This is a genomic window from Planctomicrobium mucosum, from assembly GCF_051466335.1.
Classification (GTDB): Bacteria; Planctomycetota; Planctomycetia; order Planctomycetales; family Planctomycetaceae; genus Planctomicrobium.
Genome location: NZ_CP195793.1, coordinates 2,319,211 through 2,339,214 on the forward strand (window position 1 = coordinate 2,319,211; position 20,004 = coordinate 2,339,214).

The following is a 20,004-nucleotide window of genomic DNA, read 5'->3' on the forward strand; positions in this document are numbered from 1 at the left end:
GCAAAGCAAATCGTAGGCCAACTTCGGTTTCGGTCTCTTCGGAGGGGGGAGTCTGGCTGATGACAATCCCTCCCTTGGTGATTCAGCAAACGCCTTGATGGCGAATTGATCGAAAGTCGGCCAATTTCGATCAAGTACTACGGCTCGCCACCTGGAATCGCCGGTGTCGAAATTGAGCTACTGAGCGGGGAGCGGGGGACACGGCGCAGCGACGCCACGATCACGTACCGTTCGGCCAAACAATGAACGCGCCCCTTGCTTAGGGACTGCGGGCGAGAATGAGTAAAGAGGTCAGGCAGAATTAGTGATTGTTGCCGAGAATTCAATTCTCACGACGTTCGCTCGAGCACTCGTCGAGGATTGCGCTTCGTGAGCAGGTCGACCTCAGCGTCTGAAAGGAGCAATTCCCGTTTGAGATTCGTGGCCATTTGCTTTAATGAGGTTCCCGATCCAATCAAGTGGGTTCCATCTTCCGAACGGGGAACACCGTCGGCTCCAACGAGAACAAAGCGGTTTCCAATCGAATGCAGCCCCGGGGGTGACCCCGCAGCAGACATTGTATCGCTGACGACGACCACCTTGCTGAATCCGGTGAGCCGAAGCATATTTTTGATCACGAAGTAAGGGACGTGAACTCCATCGGCAATGATGCTGATCCAGATTTGATCTGACAGACTCAGCACTCTGGAAATAATGTTGTCGTGCCGATTCATCTCGTGCGGGCAACCATTTCCCAGATGCGTGAACATGGTCATCCCGTGATCAATTGCTCCTTGCAACTGCACCAGATTGGCATCGGTATGACCAGCGGCGACGACGATTCCTCTGTCAGCCAAAAAACGCGTGACGTGAAATCCGGGGTCCATTTCGGGTGCCAATGTCACCAGATCAATCAACCCATCACCCGCTTTCAGGATCGACTCCATTTGTCGAATGTCTGCGTAGCAGGCGTGCTCCGCGGGGTGTGCGCCGATATAGCCCTTCTTCGGGCTGATGAAGGGCCCTTCAATGTGAAAACCACGAATCACTTCTGTGAGAAACTTGTCTTGTGAACGCAGCTTTAGAATGTTTTGGATTTTGGATTGCAGGCTGGGGATGGAATCGGTGATCAGAGTCAATAAGAACTGGTCGACTCCATCTTCACGAATACGGGAACAGGCTGCCAGGAGTTGCTCACCCATGAGGTCGGGAGAGTTGAAGTCCACCCCGGCGTATCCGTTAACCTGCAAATCAAAAAAGCCGCTCATATTACCTCAAAGGAGTTCTCTATTTGTTACCCGCACTCACTTCACTGTGACTGTCATCCATTGAGGAGGAAAAGATATTCCTACAGTCTGTTTTCTTCCTGCTTTAATCCACTCGCGGATTGAGGATCGAGGAAGATGCTGCAATCCGGATGGAGTTGGAGAATGGACGCCGGAGTCTGAGGGTCGACCGGTCCTTCGAGGCTCTGCTGGACCGCCCGGACCTTTCGTTCTCCAGGGACGCTACAAACGATCTGATGAGCTTTCAGAATTTGTGCGACCGACATGCTGATCGCCTGCTTGGGGACAGCGTCGAACGATTCGAACCAGCCTTCGGCAAATTGTTGTTGTCGGCATGCATCGTCGAGATTCACGACGAGGTACGGAACAGTTGTTTCAAAATCTGCCGGCGGATCGTTGAATGCAAGATGGGCGTTTTCCCCAATTCCTATGAACGCCAGATCGATGCGAACATGCTCGATCAGTTGAGAAAGCCGCTGGCATTCTTCAACAGGATCGGCGTTTCCGTTCACAGGATAAAACTGCTTGAGCGGAACCAGGCTGACAAAACGTTCCTGCAAATACCGTCTGAACGAGGCAGGGTGGTTTTCGTCGATTCCGATGTACTCATCGAGATGGAATACGGTCACTCGAGACCAGTCAATGTTCTCGGCTGCCACCAGTGCCTTCAGTGTTTCAAACTGGGATGCTCCCGTTGCCACCAGAATCGTCGATTCACCGTATTCAGCGATCGCTCTTCGAAGTGCAGTGGCACCTGTTTCAGCGGCTAAACGTCCTAACTCTCCGGAGTCCTGACAGAGTACGAGATTCATAACAACGCCGAAGTGAATGACTGATTGACGGGATCGATGAAGGGGGTCCAATCGGGCGACGAGGTAAGCGGTCTCGCGTCGTCGCCTGGATCGGTCTATTTTTGTCGAGATTTCACATGAAATCAATGAGATACTTCTGTGAAATCATCGAATTCATGAGATTGCACATGCTGAACAGGCCGTTGAGGCGTCCCATTCGTCATATGCGCTCGAAGTGATTTCTGAAAACGTTGTATCACGTTTTGTGGATTAAGGTTCCGGATAAACCCATTCGCCTCGGTATTCCCGTCTCAGCAACGCGTTGGCGTCCGCGTCATTGAGGATCTCTTCCTTCTCGCCGTCCCATTGAATGCTTCGCCCGACTTTATTTGAGAGAACCGCGAGCAAGCTGAGATTCGTGGACCGATGCCCGATTTCCGCATCCGCCACGGGGCGACGACCGGTAGCGATGCAATCGAGGAAGTCACGCCAGAGCATCGCACAATTGTGGCCGTCCCCCTCGTGATCGAACTTGGGGTCTTCGTGGATCACCGGCTTGCCACCTGTCGGGTAGAAGGTCCAACCATCTTTCCAGCCCATGTGGAAGACACCTTTTTCCCCGTAGAAATAGCATCCGAATGGATGTCGATCGACTTCGGTTCTTCCGAAGTGCTGATTTTCCCAAGTCGCTGTGAAGCCTTCGAATTCGAAAATCGCAGTCTGGTGATCCGGGGTGTCGGAAGTTTGTTCCTTCTCATTGAGAATGACAGGCCCAGCGATCGGCCGTCCGCCCGATGAAAAGACCTTGCGGGGAGCTTTTTCATCAGTCCACCACATTAGCTGATCGAACCAGTGAACTCCCCAGTCTCCAATTGTTCCGTTTGCAAAATCCATAAAGTGACGGAAACCGCCCGGATGAATTCTGCGATTGAACGGACGCAACGGGGCAGGTCCGCAGTAGAGATCCCAGTCGAGTCCTTTGGGTGGCTCTGTGTTGGGGGAAGGGTGATCCTTTCCGCCTCCCTCATGGACAAACATTCGCACCATGCCGATTTTTCCCACGTTGTCCGGGTTCTTCAGGAATTTCATCCCGGAGACGTGATGTGGCCCAATCCTGCGATGCAAACCAACTTGAACGACGCGGTCTGCCTCGCGGGCAGCGTTCACCATTGCGCGGCTCTCTTTGATTGTGTGGCCGGTCGGTTTTTCCAGAAAGACATGGGCGCCATGTTTGACGGCCTCGATCGACTGCAATGCGTGCCAGTGATCGGGTGAGGCGATGATCGCGATTTCAATCTCTTCTTTGTCAAACATTTCGCGAAAGTCGCGATACTGTTTTGGTTCATCCGCTGTGAGAGATGCCAATTCATCCGCAGCAACAGCCATCTGATTGTCGTCTGCATCACATAGGGCGACGACCTGCGATTGTCCAGCTTTGACTGCCTCGGTGAGGAGGTTCATTCCCCACCACCCGGTCCCGATTAACGCCGTTCGGTACTTCTTTGCCTTGTTTGCTCCCAGAATGTAGGGAGAGGCGAAATGCAGTGCGCTGGCTGCTGACACAGATGTCTTCAGGAAATTCCGGCGAGATGTGGGCATGTCCTATTTCCTGTCACCGCTGGCAATCACTGTTGATGCACCAGTCGTTCGTTGCGAGAGCGAATCGCTCGATTTGGGAAATTTCGAGTGAAAAACCACTGCGAAAAACACGGAAAAAACGCTGAGGGCGGTTGTCGAATTAGAACGATTCTATCGGATTGCAACAAGTCGCATCAACGAGGTGTTCTCCGATTGACTCGAGTTGCCGATGCTGCATTCGCTACTGGTGACCCGCGACCGTTTCCTTTAGATTGATGAGATTCCGATTGCCTCCGAGTCGGATCTCAGACCCGCCCCCTTCAGCCCTTACCGAAAGTCTTGCACGGTGAAAGAGTCAGCATCTTTTCGCAAACTGTTGGGTCTGTGTGTCTGCGTACTCGGACTCTTTTCATCAGTCGCAATTGCACAACAGGATAAGACTGCAGAGCGACCCAGACGGATCTACCTGGACGAGTTCCGGCCAACGCCGATGCTGAACGTCGAACTTCACCCACTGACATCCGCAAAGTTTCCCTGCGTCAACGTGCATTGTCACCCGAGAACGCTGTCTGAGGCTGAACTCGATGAAATGGTACGTGTGATGGATGAAGCGAATATCGCTGTCAGTGTCAGTCTCGACGGTGGTTTCCGTGGGACAAAATTCGCAGATCACTACCAAGCATTGATGAAGAAGTATCCGGATCGATTCGTGGTGTTTCAGTGGATCGACCACGTTGGCGATGGATCGTTCGCTGATCCCTCCACTTGGGATATCCATCGACCCGGCTACGGACTCAGAGCTGCAGACAAGCTCAGCGATGCTGTCAAACAAGGGGCCTCCGGACTCAAAGTCTGGAAGGATATTGGGCTCTATATCAAAGACCGACAGGGCAAGTACATTCTTCCAGACGATCCTCGCTTTGATCCCATCTGGCAGCGGGCCGGAGAGCTGAATGTCCCGGTCCTTTGGCACTGTGCTGACCCGAAGGCGTTTTTTACCCCGACTGATGAGAAAAACGAGCGCTGGGAAGAGTTGTACCGTCACCCGGAATGGAGTTTTCATGGGGCCGATTTTCCGACCCATCAGCAACTGATGGATGCTCGAAACAGGGTGATCGAGCGGCATCCCGAGACAATCTTCATCTGCGCCCACATGGCAGAACTTTCAGAAGATTTGAAGCAACTGGGCGAATCGCTCGACAAGTATCCCAATATGAATGTCGAAATCGCAGCCAGAATTTCCGAACTGGGACGCCAACCGTACACTTCAAGAAAATTCTTTGTGAAGTACGCAGATCGGATTCTCTTCGGGACCGATGGCGTCCCTCCAATGAGTGAACTGGTCCCACACTTTCAGTATCTTGAGACTTGGGATGAGTATTTTCCTTACGAGGACAACCCATTTCCGCCGCAGGGACTTTGGAACATTTATGGCATAGGGCTTCCAGACATCGAGCTCCTGAAAGTCTACAATCAAAATGCTTCTCGACTCATTCCGGGTGTCCGGGATCGTATTGAGAAATATGAGGCAAAGATTACTCGACAGAAGCAAGCCGAGTCACCCTGAACGTACTCGTGTTTGAATTCTCCCATAACAGCCATCACGCCTTCCGACTGAAAACTCAAGGAGTTTACGTCATGTTCAACAGCCATCTCTTCTCCCGGTTTCTGGGGGCGGCTTTTGTCGCCACTGCTGGCTTCGTCGCATTTGCTGGAGCAGTCATTGCTGAAGAGGCTGAGAAGCGGTCGGAAGCGAAGCCGGGCGTGATTTCTCTGTTCGATGGTAAGACTCTCGGCAGTTGGGAGGTCGTTCAATCCGGTGGGGAAGGGAAGGTGACCGTTGAAGAGGGAGAGCTTGTCATCGGTCGTGGCGACCCGATCACATCCATCGTCTGGAAAGGGGAGAAACTCCCTCGGAATAATTACGAACTGAGCTGGAAGGCCAAAAAGGTCGACGGCACAGATTTCTTCAGCACCGTGACTTTTCCGGTTCAGGATGCGTACTGCTCCTTGGTCCTCGGGGGCTGGGGTGGTGGTGTTGTTGGTCTGTCGAGTTTGAATGGTGCAGATGCATCAGAAAATCCGACGACGCTATACCAGTCCTTTGAAAAGGGACGTTGGTATGATGTCCGTTTGCGCGTGACCGACTCACATGTAAAGGTTTGGCTCGATGGAAAAGAAATTATCAATGCTCCGACCGAAGAGTACAAATTCTCAATCCGTATCGAGATGACGCTGACGAAACCACTGGGGATTTCCAGCTTCGTCACCGTAGGATCGATTAAGGATATTCAGATTCAGGATCTGACCAAAACAGAAAAACTGCAGGAAAAAGAGTGACAGAAACTTCTCTCATTCAGGGCGTCGCCTTCGATCTCGACGGACTGATGATCAATACGGAAGAGGTATTCCATCTCACTGGAACCGAGCTGATGCGTCGCCGCGGAAAGCTGGCGACGCAGGCTCTTTTCAACGCGATGATGGGGCGCCGCGCCCGTGAAGCATTTAGTGCCATGATTGAAATGATGGAGCTTGATGACTCGATCGAAATGCTTCAGGCAGAGTCTGAAGAGATCTTCGAAGAGTATCTTCATGTCCATCTGCGACCGATGCCCGGATTGTTCGAACTTCTCGATGCGATCGAACGAAGTGGGACACCGAAGGCAGTGGCGACCTCTTCCAATCGCATCTATCTGACTCGAATGCTCACGCACTTCGACCTGATCGATCGCTTCGATCATTTGCTGAGCGGAGACGATGTGACACTCGGTAAGCCAAACCCCGAGATCTATCTCAAGGCCGCCGAAGCGTTGCGAGTTCCTCCTGAAAAGCTGCTTGTGATGGAAGACAGTGAAAACGGCACGAAAGCCGGAGTCGCTGCCGGAGCGTATGTCGTTTCAGTTCCACACGACTACAGTCGGCACCATAACTTCACTGGAGCCCGTGGAGTGGCGTTCGCACTCAATGACCCAATCCTCTTAAATCTGTTTCAAAAATGACTACTCCTCCTCCTGTCGATGATGTCAATGAGACGAAGGTCTTGTTGCGCCTAGGTGTCTTCTTTGTTCTGGCAGCGTTTGGGATCATTGGATTGTTTGTTGGAATTCAGCGCGCACTCATTTACGCCTCGAATCGTGGCTCTGTGGCAATTGCAGATGCAGGACTTCCTGAAGGGACCATCGAAGAAATTCGAGTCCAGATGGATGACGGCCTGAGAGCGTTTGGATGGCTGGTATCAAGTAATAACGACGCATCGCAAGCAGATCGCAAACTCGTCATCTTATTTCCGGGCAATTCGGGGAATCGCGTCAATCGCATTGAGATCCTGAAAGACTTCAACGCATGCGGAGCGGACGCTCTCATCTGCGATTACCGCGGATATGCCGAAAATCCAGGGGTTCCCAGTGAGTCCGCCTTCGCAGCAGATTCCAATGCAGTCTGGCGGTTCGCAACGATCGTCAAAAAATACAAACCAGAGAACATCCTCATTTGCGGGGAATCACTGGGCGGAGGTGTCGCCACGCGTCTGGCGTACGATGTCTGTCAAAACGGAACTCCACCCGCCGGGCTGATTCTCCGGTCGACGTTCTCATCACTAGTTGATGAGGGGAAATACCTGTACCCGTGGCTTCCAGTCGGCTTATTCCTGATTGATCGATATTCTTCAGTCACGCGAATTCCAGAGATTACTTGTCCGATCCTTATGATTCACGGTGAGCTCGACAGCATCGTCCCGCTCTCTCTGGGAGAGAAGTTGTTCTTGGCCGCTCCAGAGAAATCAGCAAGCGGGATTCCTAAAGCCTTCCTCAAGCTGCCGCAGTCTGATCACAATGATTTGCAGTTGACGGCTGCTGAAGAAATTCACCAAGCCCATCAGGAGTTCTTCAAAAAGATCTTTCCTGCATCCCAAGCAGAAGTTGTTCCTGCGAATGAGTGAGCAGGGAGGCTTCTGGGACCAAAATGGAAAAAGGCTGGAGTTTGGCAAGCACGCCAGTCTCCAGCCTTTTTTGTCTCATGTCGATTCTGAGCCTTTAATTCGACGCCAGCCTCTCTCGCCGCCGTTCTAGAAACGTGCGAAGAGAGAGCAGTAGCAGCACCGCAATCGCTGCAAAAATTCCGTTGCGGAATTTGAAGTTTGGTGAGGATGTGGCGAACGAGATCACTCCCGCGAGGACACTCAGAATGAAGACATTCAAATAACCGAGTGAGCCGTCGAAGAACAACTTCTTTGTGCCGCGATTGCCTCTGAGTTCGTTAAATGCAACTGCCAGCACGACCAGAATTCCAACCACAAGACCTTCCACGAGGTCGGGGCCGGATCGGAACGACTTCGCGACTGAGTCAATCACCACACGCAGGAATGTTGAGCCCAGCACGATCCCGCCGATTGATCCCACGCCACCCGTCAAGCTGCATCCGCCGACCACGGAGGCAGCAATTGCATTGAGTTCGTAGCCGGCACCGTCACGGGTCGGTTCGCTGGTTCCGACATAACAGGTGTAAAGGATCCCCGCGATGGCAGCAGTCATGGAACTGATGCAGTAGGCGAGCCATTTCAGATTTACGGTCCGGATGCCGCTGAGTTTCGCCGCCTGTTCATTTCCGCCCAGCGCGTAGAGATGGCGTCCCACGACCGTCTTGCTCAAGAGAATCCAGAGTGAAATGGCGACCGCGGCGAAAATCAAAGCGGGAATCCACCAGATATTCCCCAGCGCCCAGAAGTTCTGATCGGCAATCCCGATGGAAGATTTTCCGGTTGAGGTTCCGTAACCGATTCGCGTCACATCTTGAATGAGCAGCTTTGCCAGGCTGCGAAGCCCCACGAGTGATGCAAGGGTTGCGATGAACGGGGGAAGGCCGATCGCAGTGATAAGCCACGTGTGGAAGCTTCCTACGCAAAATGCCGCAAACATCGTAAACAGGAAGGCAGCGATCAACACCCAAATTGGGAGTTCACCAGTCTGAACGCGACCATCGACTTCCGGGGCGAGGAGCAGACAGACTGACGTGAACGTCATTCCGCTGAAGGCAATCACCGACCCGCTGGAGAGATCGATTCCCCCCGCGATAATCACAACTCCCGCACCTAACGCGAAAATCCCAAGCATGGAGACATCGCGAATAATGGTTTCTGCGTTCTGTTGCGGGGCAGTCCGGTACGAGTCGTTGATGAACGTCGTAAACAGGACAACGCACAGAATTGCAACCAGCAGGCCCAACTCATTGCGGAATCGCTGAATGAAGCTCGCTCTTGAGCCTGTTGGTGAATGCGACATGAGCACGACGCCTTCGAAACTTTGAAGAAGCAACGGTTGGATACTGGCGAACAGCGTCGACTTAAGAGTTACGGAGATTGCGTTCTTTCAGCCACGCTTCAAACTCGTCAATCGTCATCACGCTGGTGTTGGAATCGAACTGGCTTTTGTCGATTTTGTCGGCGTTCTTCTGAGGGATGATCATTCGCAATTCGGTGTCGAACATGTCATTCTTCCCGTCCTGCGAATAGTTTGGATACATCTTTTTGACAAATTCCTGGTTGTCTTCGACGAGCGCTTTCAACAACTCGACACCGGTGAAGCCCATCTGGTAGGGATTCTGGACGATCATTGCATCGATCTTGCCTTCCTTCGTCGCAGCGATACTTTGCTCTGCCGCATCGAACGCGAAGACCTGCTTCTGTCCTTCGAGTGAAAGTTCCTTCAACACTGCAACGATGGCCGGCGGGTTGTACGCCCAGACACCGACCAGTGCATCAATTTGCGGATTGCGATCGAGGGAATCTTTGACTGTACGGCGAGCCTGAGCGCGATCGCCTCCATCCTCCAGACGCTCGACTTCAACGAATCCCTCGCCGGCACCTTCAAGGAACCCTGCAGAGCGCTGAATGACGTTGGCAGCGCCAGATTTTCCAGAGAAAATGGCAACTTTCGCACCTTCAGGACGCACGGATTTGGCAGCTTTGCCCAACTCTCGTCCCGCGACGATGTTGTCGGTGCCCAGATAGGCATAACGTGCATCACGGAAATTTTCGCGGCTGATGTCACCATCAATGGTGATCACTTTGATGCCCTTTTTTTGCATGTCGCGCAGTTCTTTTGCGACAGCGGCACTTTCGGGGTTCACAATGGAAATCCCGATGCCGACGAGGTCGGACTGCATAGCGTACTGTTTGATCTTGTCGATCTGTCCCTTGTCGGTGAAGTCGGCACGGGCGAAGCTCACTTCGTACCCTTGCTCCTTCAGCTTTAACTCGTCCTGTGCCTTCATCGCCCCCGCTTCACAGGCATCCCAATAGGGATCGTCCCCGTTCGTCAGAATGACGATCCGCTTCAATCCTTTGGATGCAGCTCCCCCTTTTGGAACTTCACCGGGGCAACCGCTGGTGAAAAGTGCCAAAGTTCCGCAAACGATCGCGAACGCGAAATGAGTGAGTTGAAGACGTTTCATGCGATTTGCCTGTCAGCGTCAAGGAATTCCAGATCAATGGATGCGCTCGACAATAAGCAGTGCTGCATGTGACGTCAACGAGTACCAAAGTCGATCCTTTAGAATCCAACAAAAACAAAGTTGATTTTCATTAAGAATCTTAAAAAAGCACTCGAATTTAACCTATCTCCGGGTGAGTGTATATGTTGAGCGATCCGGAGGGCTTCAATTTTTACGAGTCAGGTTGGGGGATTTGTAGAACTTTCGGAGGAGTCTCGACGCTCGGTGGAATGCACATGGGGACGTTCCGGTGTTCGCGCGCCGATGCCACCAGGTCTCGGCATTGGGAGACCTGGATGTATCAATGAGTGGTAGATGATCTATTGGGCGATCAGGTGGGATCGAAGCTGGTCGAAGATGTGTTTCGCCTTCTGCTTCAGCAGTCCAGGGTCGTGGCATTTTCCGACCGGAACAACCTGAACTCTCACAGTGGTTGTCATGTGGTGCCCCGGGGCCGCGTCCAGAGGGGGATCGACGAGTGTGATGGTCAATTTCACAGGAAGCCGATCGAGGGCCGATTTTCTCCAGGCGGAAAAGAGTCGATGTCCCCCAGTTTGAAGAATGACTTCACCGGGCGTTACGGCCACGATTTTGGCTTTGATCGCATCGACAAACCCGATTAACTTTAGGTGGAGCATGTCGCTGACCACAGAAGTTTTGAATGTCGATGTGTGAATGTTTGAGTCCGCGATGGCCTGACCAACAGCGTGAATCTGATTTTGATTGGCGAGTGACTTACAAGCTGCCGTTCGGTTCCGGCCGTTGTTTTTCGCTTCGTACAATGCAGCATCCGCTCGCGAAATGACCGACTCCAGACTCTCTCCTGGCTGGATTTCGGCAACCCCGAAGGAAGCTGTGACCCGCAAATCATGGCGATCAGCAAAGCGAGTAGAAGACAGGGTGCGACGAAGCCGTTCAGATCGTTCGATCGCAACGGCAGCGTTCGTTTCCGGGCAGAGAATGATGAACTCCTCACCTCCGTACCGTCCGACCGTCTCCCCGGAATACAATTCGTCCTGTAATAGTCGCGAACACTCGATCAGAACGCGATCTCCAATTGCGTGCGACAATTGATCGTTGATCGACTTAAAGTGATCCAGGTCCATGAAAATAACAGAGAAGGTCCCTTTGGAGTGTGCCGTCCACTCGTCATAGACCTCGTTCAGCCGACGCTCGAGTTCACCCCGATTCAACACACCGGTTAACGCGTCACGCGTTGCAGCGATTTGAAGGGAGCGGTACTGATTCCGGAATCGCTTCGGTTCTGTTTCATTACAGAAGAGCTCGACGACCCCAATAACTTTCTCGTGTGCACCGAATATCGGGATATTCTGCACATTCACATTGATCATGTCTCGATTGGAGCACTGCACCGAGATCGAGTTGCAGGTGATCTCTCCCGACAGAAAGACTGATTCCAACTGGTCGATACTCGCTGACGACCCTCCGACGAGATGTCTCGACCATTTCTTTCCCAGCACTTCGTTTGCGGGGCGATTGAAGAGTTTGGCAGCGCCGCTGCTCCAGATGGCAATATTCCGTTGGGAATCAACGAAATAGAACGCGTCGTACAGACTTTCGAGGAGATAGAGATGGTTCAGAAACTGCACCAGTTGCATCGCGCCCAAGCGGGTTTCGGAATCGACCGGCGCATTGACCTGAATCGAGACTTCCGCAGCGCGTTCATCCGCAAGGATCGCGGCGTCTGTACTATCGAGCCAACGCCCCAGCGCAGCGACGACGTTGCGATCAAATTCTTTCCCTGACTGCTCTTCGAGAATCTGAAGTGCTTCCCAGCGATCATACGGGGCCCGAAAGCTCTGCCGGGTCGTTAAGGAGTCGTAGGCGTCCGCAACCGCCAGAATTCTTGCTCCGAGACTGTGTGGCGGACATCCTGGGACCGAATCGTCTCCTACCCCGTGCGCTTGTGCAACGATTTCAGTAATCGATGTGTGGACGTGACAAGCCTGAAGAAGTGCAATGGCCACTCGATGATGCATCGCGATGAATTCGGCTTCATCGGGGCTCAACCTGCCCGGTTTGAGAAGGATGTGGTCGGGAACTCCAATTTTCCCGATATCGTGCATCAGGGACGCGATCTCAATCACCCGCAGATCTTCGTCTTCCCACCCAAGGCGACTGGCGATGCCAACACTGATCAGTCCGACACGACGAGAATGTTTGAGGATCCCCGCATCACGAAAGTGAATCGCGGAGAGCAGGCGGCGCAGGACGGGCAGTGAGATCAGGCTCAGTTCCGGATTGAATCCCTGTTCACCATCTGATTCTTTGACCAAGGAGAGTAATGCGGCAAACAATCGGGAAGAATCCATCGGATGTGCGGAAGGCAATCCATGTTGGCGTTCGGTGGGGGGGGGAGCTGAGATCGTTCGCATGAAAAAGTTCGCATTCAGAAGGATTCTTCGAAGCTCTTCCGGGGAGTCCAGAAAGAAGAAAGATTCCGCTTACGAAAGCTAGGTCATCCAACGATACAGTCAAACTGTCTGTTTTGACTGCAGGACAAACTGTTACAAGCGAGAGGAACTTCTGTCCATAATATACGCTGGAATCAATATTCCGGCTGCCTGGATGATCTAATCGACCCGGGCGCCCGGGGTTGATCCAATCCGCAGTGGCGGACAGCACCTGTGCAGAGACACTTTTCAGCAAGTGTGGTCGGTACAAATTCCCAATGACCAGTTAGGTGGAACTCTCAGTGAGAGGAGGGGAATTCCTTCGGCAGCATTTCGAAAGATGGAATGGAACTTATTGGGAGGAGGTCGTCACGCGTTAGCGGAGGAGAACTTCGATTTGACTCAGATCCAACACGACACGCGTGCGGATATATTTTTCTGGTGAGGCTTTGAAATTTCGCCGATTGTCTTCGTTCGCAAAGAGAAACAGCTGTCCATCAAAGTAAGCTGCCCATTCGATGCTTCCCGGAACAGCGCGGTCAGCGGTGAAAATCAACACTGGATCGCACCCGAGGAACTGCGGAACGAATCGATCTGGCGACTGCAAGAACTCGACTCGCTCTGCTTCACCGACAAACTGGTAGATCTGTCCTTTGTACTCGGCACGGATCTGCCCGTTCCCCAGCTTCCAGTCTCGCGTCTTTGAGAGCGAAACAGGGCAATAACCTTCGAGCATCAGTTGCGTGGAGACGTTTTTTGTGATCAGAGAAGGATCATTGGCAGGGTCTGGCGTCGTGACGATGGGGGGAGCGGTCTTTTGCTGACGAGACGCCAACAAAGATGAATACCTTCGGGAAGCTCGATCGACAAAGGCCCGATATTCTTCCGCTGACTGGTAGCCAGTCGATTCCATTAACCTCTGGCCGTTCGGCTCGAGAAAGACATCGGTTGGAAAGTTTGAAACTCCAAATCGTTGTGCAAGTTCCTTGTTCTCGTCGACGTCGATTTTCACGCAAACCGCGGAAGCCCGGAGCTGATCCAAGACAGCTTGTTGATTGAAGACGGTTCGTTCCATCTTCTGACACGGCGCGCACCACGTCGCCCCAAAGTGGCAAAGAAGCGGCCGATTCAGTCGTTCAGCTTCGCGACGAGCGGCATTAAGATCTTTGTACCAAATTGATTGCGCAAAACTGATCTGCGCAATGAAATTCAGTGCCAAACAAACAGTTGCAATGAACGAAAGGTTTTTCATCGACTTAATTCCCTACGAGGGTGCTGCCCCAGCAGCAGACGCCCGATCGAGCCCTCACATCAGTATCGACACAAGTTGAGTCGATCCCGATGAATGATTGTGAATTCGGCTGGAAACAGTCTGTAGCCGAAATGTCGCGGGCGATTGTCTTGATCGACCACTTGGCGCGATTGTGATCGCTACAGGAATTCTGGGGGATAGCACAGTCATAACACTCGGTGGAAGCTCAGGTTTGCAGAGATGCGCGAGCGACGTCCAAGAGCAGTTTTCTCGCACCCTTAACGGGCAAATATTGCCGATAGCACACGTAAAGTGTGGCAATCGTGAATGTCACTGACGCTCTCTGGCTTTGCTCCGTCGAATTTCAGATTCAACCGCTCCATGGCTTCGACCCTTGAGTATCCCGAAACAGACGACCAGCTTGCTGGGGTGTTTGTGACATTCTCTGGAATGCTCATGGCCGTTGGGATGCTAATGGTCTACAGCTCAAGCTTCACCTCAATTCCCAGCGAAGAAGAGCAAACCTTTCTGTTTCGGCAGATGACGTTTCTTCTCTTTTCCGGAGTCCTTGGGATTGCCGTCTCGCGAATCCCTCCCAAAGTTTGGCCTGTGATCGCTCCGGTAATCTACGTTGGAACCATCGTGCTTCTGGCGTTGGTTCTCGCACCCGGAATTGGTCGTTCTGTTAACGGGGCACAACGGTGGTTTCGATTGGGATCCATCTCATTTCAGCCATCGGAATCCGCGAAACTGACTGTTCCCCTGATGCTGTGCGTATTGTTATATCGACGCAATCTCACCCATCGGTTTACGCTGGAGCATCTCGGAATCTGTCTGGGATTGATCCTGATTCCAATGGTTCTCATTCTCATTGAACCTGATCTCGGGACCGCTCTTTTCGTCGGCTTTACTGCAAGCGTTGCATTGTGGTTGAGCGGGTGTCCGAAAAGGTACTTCCTGCTCGCGATCGGATCGGTGTTGCCATTCGCAATGATGTTGTTTGCTCTCAAACCGTATCAATTGGCGAGAATTCGAGGTTTCGTCAACACATGGGTTCAGCCTGATGAAGCTCCTTATCAGATTCAGCAATCGCTCATCACGTTGGGGACTGGAGGAGTCGCAGGTGTGGGGCTGGGGCAGGGCTGGCAAAAGCTGAGCTTTCTCCCCGAAGCAAATACCGACTTCGTCGTCGCTGTGGTCGGTGAAGAACTTGGCCTGATCGGGACGCTGGGAATTCTCTTCCTATGGATCGCCATCTTCCTGAGCGGGATACGACTCGTCAGAAGAACCGCGGAAGATACTCTCGAAAGAGCCTTGTCGATGACGTTGCTGACATCGCTCGTCACTCAGGCCCTAGTCAACATGGCGGTCGTCACGGCACTGGTTCCGCCGAAGGGAATTTCACACCCGTTCGTCAGCTACGGCGGAAGTAATCTCGGCTTGAGCGTGGTTCTCCTTGGGGTCATCGTGAGTTTGACGCGATCCACGGAAAAGGATCAGGAAGACTCCCCATTCACTGCCGAAGAGTAATTTCGCTGTGAGATTTTCGATCGATCCGTCATACTGCAGATCGAATGAAGAATAGCAATTCTCACAGCCTGATTCGATCGCCTTCGCCGACTCTGATTGTCCCATCACGTCCGGCGTCGCCTTGGAGTCTGGTTGTCTGTGGGGGGGGGAGTGGAGGGCATCTTTTTCCGGCCCTGGCGGTGATTGAACAAATTCAAACGCTGGAGAATCCTCCCGAGCGTGTTCTATTTCTGAGTGCCGAACGAGCCATCGATAAAGCGATTCTGGAACAGCACGGGGTTGAGCAGGTAACGCTCCCTGCTGTCGACAGCGTCAGTTTCCGCCGACATCCCATTCGTTCGTCCCGGGCATTACTCAAGTCGACACAGCAAGCCATTCGCGAGCTGAACTCGTTGACCAATCCGATCATGCTTGGGACCGGTGGATACAGCAGCGTCCCGGGAGTACTTGCAGGGCGCTGGCGTCGACATTCGATTGTTCTCCTCGAACAGAACATCATTCCGGGACGCGCGACGACACTGCTGTTGCGCTTCGCGGAGACGGTTTGCGTGAGCTTCCTTGAAACTCAACGATTGATTCCAGAGAAAATCCATACGGTCGTCACTGGAAATCCGATCCGTCAGACGATCTCCCAGCTTGCGGCCGTTAAGTCAAAAAGCCTCAAACAGATTCTTGTGCTGGGAGGCAGCCAAGGGGCCATCGCAGTCAACGACGCAATGGTTCGCTACGCAGGACGCCATCGGAGCGAACTGAAAGGCTGGACGATCGTTCATCAGACAGGAGTGCGCGACGCGGAGCGGATCGCAGAGAGTTACAAGAAGATGAACCAGAAAGCTGTTGTCTCACCCTTCTTCGACAACATGCGCGAACTCTACGAAACCTCGGGAATCATCGTGACCCGTGCCGGCGGTACATCGCTCGCAGAGATTGCGTGTGCCGGTGTTCCGTGCGTCATCATTCCTTATCCGAAATCATTGCGGAACCATCAGCGCATTAACGCTCAGCATTTTGTCGGCCGCAAAGCTGCGTACATGATTGAGCAGGGAGAGCAGATTCGGTTCGATGCTGAACTTGAGACAGCGATTTCGAAACTCGTCCTCGATAAGGAACACCGCAAGCAAATGGCTGCTGCAATGAAGCGGGTTGCGACACCGGAGGCCGCTCAGAAGGTGTGCGAGCAGATTCGGAAAATCCTGGCAAAGCAGCAGGCGCTCAAAAAGTAAAGCGGCGACCCAAACGGCCGCCGCTTTCTCCAGTTTCAACTTCACCGAGCGTTATGCCAAGAGTTGGCCGAACAGATTCTTGATGCGGAAGACCGCTTCGTTGATATTCTCTCGGCTGTTGAATGCGCTCAGGCGGAAGTAACCTTCACCGCTGGCACCGAAGCCACTTCCCGGAGTTCCGACAAGATTCGCTTTCTCGAGGAGGTGATCAAAGAACTCCCAACTGCTCATCTCACCCGGAGTCTTCAGCCAGATGTAAGGAGCGTTCACGCCACCAAAGACCTCAAAGCCAACGGATTCGAGACCGTGGCGGAGGAGGGCAGCGTTCTCAAGGTAGAAGCTGATCAACTGCTTGATCTGCTCTTTCCCTTCAGGGCTGTAAACCGCTTCAGCACCCCGTTGGATGATGTATGGAACCCCGTTGAATTTGGTGGTGTGACGGCGATTCCACAGCGGATGGATGGCCTGCTTCTGGCCATCGGCTGTTGATCCCTGAACGCTCTTGGGAACAACGGTGTAGGCACAGCGGGTTCCAGTGAATCCTGCATTTTTGCTGAAGCTGCGGAACTCGATGGCAACATCACGTGCGCCGGGGATCTCGTAGATCGAATGCGGCAATTCCGGATCGGTGATGTAGGCTTCGTACGCTGCGTCGAAGAGAATAATTGCGCCAGTCGACTTCGCGAATTCGACCCATTTGGTCAAGGTTTCACGTGTGGCGACAGCACCCGTTGGATTGTTCGGGTAGCAGAGATAAATCACGTCGACGTGCTGGCTCGGCAACTCAGGTGTGAAGTTGTTTTCAGCGGTACAAGGAAGGTAAACGAGACCTTCGTATCGCCCTTGTTCATCCGCGGCACCTGTTCGACCAACCATCACGTTGGTGTCGACGTAAACCGGGTAGACGGGATCCTGAACTGCGATGACGTTCTTCAGACCGAAGATATCGAGGATGTTTCCCGTATCGCACTTCGAACCGTCTGAAACAAAAATTTCGTCGGCAGCGATGTCACAGCCACGAGCTTTGAAATCGTTTTCAGCGATAGCGTTTCGCAGGAAGTCGTAGCCTTGCTCCGGACCATACCCGCGGAACGTGTCGCGTGTTGCCATCTCATCGACAGCTTTGTGCATGGCAGCTGTGATGGATGGTGGCAATGGCTCGGTCACGTCGCCGATGCCCAGACGAATGACCTTCTTTTCTGGATTTGCCTGACAAAACGCGGTCACTCGTCGACCGATCTCGGGAAACAGGTAACCGGCTTTGAGCTTCAGGTAGTTTTCGTTGATCTGTGGCATGGAATCGCTGAACGTTCTTGGAGTCGTGAAACGGTATGAGAACAGATTCTACCGTCTGCAGCGAGAGAATTCATTGTCCTCGGCTGCAGGGGCGAAAAGACGGATTAGTGAACACGCATTCCAGGCTGTGCACCATCGTCCGGATTCAGAAGGAAGATTTCCTTTCCACCGGGACCGCAGGCGACGACCATTCCTTCGCTCACTCCGAAACGCATCTTGCGCGGAGCCAGATTGGCCACGCAGATCACCAAACGGCCAAGCAGATCTTCAGGCTTGTAGCAGGCTTTGATTCCAGCGAAGACGTTGCGGGTCTCAGTTCCTCCCAGCGACAGTTTCAGAGCGACGAGCTTGTCGGCACCTTCAACTGGGCCTGCTTCGATCACGCGAGCGACCCGTAGGTCGACTTTGGTGAAGTCGTCGATCGAGCAGTGATCGGTGAGAAGCGGTTCTTTTTCGAGTGATTCCGGACCATCGTTGAATGCAGCGGGCGCCGGTGCCTCGACTGGAGCAGCGGGGGCCTGTGAGGATTTGGATTCTTCAATCATTTTCTCGACCTGTTTTGAATCGACTCGTTTGAGCATGTGCTGATAGGAATTCACCAATGTCCCTGTCAGTGGAGTCCGCAGGTGATTCCACTGAGAGAGGGAAGTGTTCAGCAGTTCTTCTGTTTGTTGTTTCAGACGTGGAAGAACGGGGGCCAATGCGATGACCAATTGACGGAACAGATTCAGACCGACAGTACAAATGTCGCGAAGTTCATTTTCCCGGGCAGGGTCCTTGGCGACTTTCCACGGTTCGTTGGATTCGATGTACAGATTAGCGCGATCGGCCTGCGCCATGATTTCCCGCATCGCGGCGCTGTATTCAAGATTCTCGTAGAGAGCTGCAATTTTCTCGGAAGAAGCTGCGGCCTGTTCGAAGAGCCCGCCGTCGTCAGGGTAGGTTTCCGACAGGTGTTTTCCTGCAACGAATTTCGCACAACGACTCGCGATATTGACGACCTTCCCAACGAGATCCGAATCCACCTTGGACTTTAACTCGTCGAAGTTCAGATCGATGTCGTCCACTCCATTGCTGAGTTTCGACGCGAAGTAGTAACGCAGATAGGATGGATCCAGATTGTCAGCGTAAGTCGCTGCCTGAATAAAGGTTCCTTTGCTCTTCGACATCTTTTCCCCACCCACGGTGAGAAAACCGTGAATGTGTACTTTTTCTGGCAGGTTGAAACCAGCGGTCTTGAGCATGGCTGGCCAGAAGAGCGTGTGGAAGTACGTGATGTCTTTTCCGATAAAGTGATGGACCTCGGAATTGGCATTCTGCCACCATTCCAGCAAATCTTCGGAGTTGTTTTTGCACCATTCGTAAGTGCTTGCGATGTACCCGATCGGAGCATCAAACCAGACGTACCAGTAGTTGCCCGGCTGATCCGGAATTTCGAATCCGAAGTATGGAGCAGGGCGGGAAACATCCCAATCACGCAGGGGCTCTCCGAGGAAATGTCCCTTGAGATAGTTGGCGATTTCAGGTTGCAGGTGTTTTCCGCTTTGAGTCCATTCTTCGAGGAATTCGTGTAATTGTTCGATTTCGACGAACAGATGGATTGCCTTGCGGAGTTCTGGAGTCGCTCCACTCAGCGTGCTCTTCGGGTCGATCAGTTCGGACGGGGAGTAGGTTGCTCCACACTTGTCGCAATTGTCACCGTACTGTCCGGGAGACTGACATTTCGGACAGGTCCCCTTCACAAAACGATCTGCGAGGAATGTGTTCGCAACCGGATCGAATAGCTGTTCGATCTCTTTTTCTCGCACTAGATTCGCACCGCGAATCGACTTCCAGACCTGATGACAAAGCTCGCGATTTTCTTCGCTGTTCGTCGAACCGTAGTTGTCGAACTCGATATCGAACTTCGAGAAGTCTCTCAGGTGAGCCTCCCGCATATCCGCAATGAGCTCTTCCTCAGGACGGCCTTCCTGCTTGGCCCGGATCATAATTGCGGTGCCGTGTGTGTCATCTGCGCAGAAGAACCGACAATTTTCCCCTCGAAGCTTCTGGAAGCGAACCCAGATGTCAGTCTGGATGTACTCGACCAGATGCCCGATGTGGATATGCCCATTCGCGTAGGGAAGGGCGGAGGTAACCAGGATGCGACGGTCAGCCATGATTGACGCA

General features: G+C 52.8%; 15 protein-coding genes. 6 read left to right on the forward strand and 9 right to left on the reverse strand.

Annotated elements, in window-relative coordinates; translation table 11 throughout:
* Positions 1-329: 329 nt before the first annotated feature.
* The 3 genes from SH668x_RS09415 to SH668x_RS09425 all read right to left on the reverse strand — a co-directional run bounded on the left by SH668x_RS09415 (position 330) and on the right by SH668x_RS09425 (position 3,655).
* Positions 330-1,247, reverse strand: coding sequence for an N-acetylglucosamine-6-phosphate deacetylase (locus SH668x_RS09415; RefSeq protein WP_437188437.1), 918 nt, complete (start codon positions 1,245-1,247; stop codon positions 330-332).
* 80 nt (positions 1,248-1,327) lie between these two features.
* On the reverse strand, positions 1,328-2,077 hold the full coding sequence (locus tag SH668x_RS09420) for a glucosamine-6-phosphate deaminase (RefSeq protein WP_437188438.1): 750 nt from the start codon (positions 2,075-2,077) through the stop codon (positions 1,328-1,330).
* Positions 2,078-2,326: 249 nt separating this feature from the next.
* Positions 2,327-3,655 (reverse strand): Gfo/Idh/MocA family protein, encoded by a 1,329-nt coding sequence (locus tag SH668x_RS09425; protein ID WP_437188439.1) that lies wholly within the window; start codon positions 3,653-3,655, stop codon positions 2,327-2,329.
* Positions 3,656-3,980: 325 nt separating this feature from the next.
* On the opposite strand from SH668x_RS09425, the gene SH668x_RS09430 reads away from it, so the two are divergent.
* From SH668x_RS09430 to SH668x_RS09445, 4 genes are all read left to right on the forward strand, one after another.
* A complete protein-coding gene (locus SH668x_RS09430; protein ID WP_437188440.1) occupies positions 3,981-5,201 on the forward strand; it encodes an amidohydrolase family protein in 1,221 nt (406 codons plus the stop codon).
* A gap of 71 nt (positions 5,202-5,272) precedes the next feature.
* Complete coding sequence (locus SH668x_RS09435; RefSeq protein ID WP_437188441.1) at positions 5,273-5,974, forward strand: 3-keto-disaccharide hydrolase; 702 nt, start codon at positions 5,273-5,275, stop codon at positions 5,972-5,974.
* Positions 5,971-6,633: an HAD family hydrolase gene (locus SH668x_RS09440; protein WP_437188442.1), complete on the forward strand. Its 663-nt coding sequence runs from the start codon at positions 5,971-5,973 to the stop codon at positions 6,631-6,633. The genes SH668x_RS09435 and SH668x_RS09440 overlap by 4 nt, the downstream gene beginning before the upstream one ends.
* On the forward strand, positions 6,630-7,571 hold the full coding sequence (locus SH668x_RS09445) for an alpha/beta hydrolase (RefSeq protein ID WP_437188443.1): 942 nt from the start codon (positions 6,630-6,632) through the stop codon (positions 7,569-7,571). The genes SH668x_RS09440 and SH668x_RS09445 overlap by 4 nt, the downstream gene beginning before the upstream one ends.
* 94 nt (positions 7,572-7,665) lie before the next feature.
* On the opposite strand, the gene SH668x_RS09450 is transcribed toward SH668x_RS09445, so the two are convergent.
* From SH668x_RS09450 to SH668x_RS09465, 4 genes are all read right to left on the reverse strand, one after another.
* Entirely contained in the window at positions 7,666-8,910 is a 1,245-nt protein-coding gene (locus SH668x_RS09450) for an ABC transporter permease (protein WP_437188444.1), read from the reverse strand.
* A 61-nt stretch (positions 8,911-8,971) separates the two neighbouring features.
* Positions 8,972-10,081 carry a substrate-binding domain-containing protein gene (locus tag SH668x_RS09455; RefSeq protein ID WP_437188445.1) on the reverse strand — a complete coding sequence of 370 codons (1,110 nt, stop codon included), beginning with the start codon at positions 10,079-10,081 and terminating at the stop codon, positions 8,972-8,974.
* A gap of 359 nt (positions 10,082-10,440) precedes the next feature.
* Positions 10,441-12,516, reverse strand: coding sequence for a diguanylate cyclase (locus tag SH668x_RS09460; protein ID WP_437188446.1), 2,076 nt, complete (start codon positions 12,514-12,516; stop codon positions 10,441-10,443).
* A 394-nt stretch (positions 12,517-12,910) separates the two neighbouring features.
* Positions 12,911-13,786, reverse strand: coding sequence for a thioredoxin family protein (locus SH668x_RS09465; protein WP_437188447.1), 876 nt, complete (start codon positions 13,784-13,786; stop codon positions 12,911-12,913).
* 381 nt (positions 13,787-14,167) lie between these two features.
* Here SH668x_RS09465 and SH668x_RS09470 point away from each other — a divergent pair, with 381 nt between their 5' ends.
* Entirely contained in the window at positions 14,168-15,316 is a 1,149-nt protein-coding gene (locus SH668x_RS09470) for an FtsW/RodA/SpoVE family cell cycle protein (RefSeq protein WP_437188448.1), read from the forward strand.
* 44 nt (positions 15,317-15,360) lie between these two features.
* Entirely contained in the window at positions 15,361-16,539 is a 1,179-nt protein-coding gene (locus SH668x_RS09475) for a UDP-N-acetylglucosamine--N-acetylmuramyl-(pentapeptide) pyrophosphoryl-undecaprenol N-acetylglucosamine transferase (RefSeq protein WP_437188449.1), read from the forward strand.
* Between the two features lie 51 nt (positions 16,540-16,590).
* Here SH668x_RS09475 and SH668x_RS09480 read toward each other — a convergent pair whose 3' ends face one another.
* Both SH668x_RS09480 and metG read right to left on the reverse strand, forming a co-directional pair.
* The gene (locus tag SH668x_RS09480) at positions 16,591-17,835 is read right to left on the reverse strand and encodes an LL-diaminopimelate aminotransferase (RefSeq protein ID WP_437188450.1); all 1,245 of its coding nucleotides are present in this window, start codon (positions 17,833-17,835) and stop codon (positions 16,591-16,593) included.
* A gap of 104 nt (positions 17,836-17,939) precedes the next feature.
* Positions 17,940-19,994: a methionine--tRNA ligase gene (gene metG / locus SH668x_RS09485; protein ID WP_437188451.1), complete on the reverse strand. Its 2,055-nt coding sequence runs from the start codon at positions 19,992-19,994 to the stop codon at positions 17,940-17,942.
* Positions 19,995-20,004: the final 10 nt, after the last annotated feature.